General features: G+C 48.4%; 1 protein-coding gene. It reads left to right on the top strand.

Annotation, left to right across the window (positions count from 1 at the left end; genetic code table 11):
- Window positions 1-296 precede the first annotated feature (296 nt).
- Entirely contained in the window at window positions 297-725 is a 429-nt protein-coding gene (locus tag ACNQ0W_RS25195; protein ID WP_001554382.1) for a GFA family protein, read from the top strand.
- The last annotated feature ends 283 nt before the right edge of the window (window positions 726-1,008 follow it).

Below are 1,008 nucleotides of genomic sequence, written 5' to 3'. Positions count from 1 at the left end.
ATGACGAAAGCAGGTATGCCTGAAAGCGTGCGTATTGCCTGAAAACACAACCCGCTACGGGGGAGACTTACCCGAAATCTGATTTATTCAACAAAGCCCCTGACTATACCAGGCTGGCATTAAACACAAGGTAACGCTCGCTGCAATAAGTGAGCGCAGTCCGTTATGAGCGAAGAGCGGATATTCAGACCGACTGATAGCTGATTTTGAGTTGCCAAAAAGAGCGCTCCTATTCAGTACAAAAAAGATGGTAATGTTTCATAAAATCTCTTAGGCCTTGCAGGAATGGTTTTGAAATGAATGGATCTTGTTTGTGTGGAACAATTGAATTTGAACTTACTCATAAACCAGCAGTGTTTTATCGTTGTCATTGCTCGCTTTGCAGAAAGCAGAGCGGCGTGGGTTACAATCTCGCCACACTAGTCAAAGACAGTGAGTTTCGCTGGATTAAAGGGGAAAACTGCATTGCTTCATGGTCTAAGCCAACGGGGTACCGTACAGATTTTTGCAATGTATGTGGCTCAACTGTGCCTAACAGTCTGCGAGATGTACCTTATGTCTGGGTTCCTGTTGGTTTAATTGACGAACGTCTTGAAATGGAATGTGCAGGAGACTTCTGCACTGATGATGCAATGCCCTGGGATGAAACCCGCTCACCTAGTTGTCACGCTGGACCTGTCGAGTCTCTAGCCTCGCTTTTAAAGTACCTGAAACTCAATTCCTGAGCGTCAGCATTTGGCACAAAGCAGACGTTAAGACTTACAGCATCGGGAAACTTCTGGATGCCGCGTCAGCGGCATGGAGGCGCCAGATGAGGTTACATGTGTCTGTGGAGTCAAATGGCGCCGAAAGCCCGGCGTAGCCGGTTACCGGGCTATAAATTATGCCACCCTACCCCCTGCCCTGATTGGGGTCGGTTCCGGCTGAGGGCGAAATGACACCCTAAGCTTTCGGTTCCTTGGGCCAAAGATATTCGCCAGTCAGTAGAATGTGCGCCCAGCCCAATGG

This window comes from Enterobacter cloacae complex sp. 6730903 (assembly GCF_048283985.1).
Lineage (GTDB): Bacteria > Pseudomonadota > Gammaproteobacteria > Enterobacterales > Enterobacteriaceae > Enterobacter > Enterobacter hormaechei_C.
The sequence above is the reverse complement of the archived record's forward strand: the minus strand, read 5'-3'. Positions and strand labels throughout refer to the sequence as shown.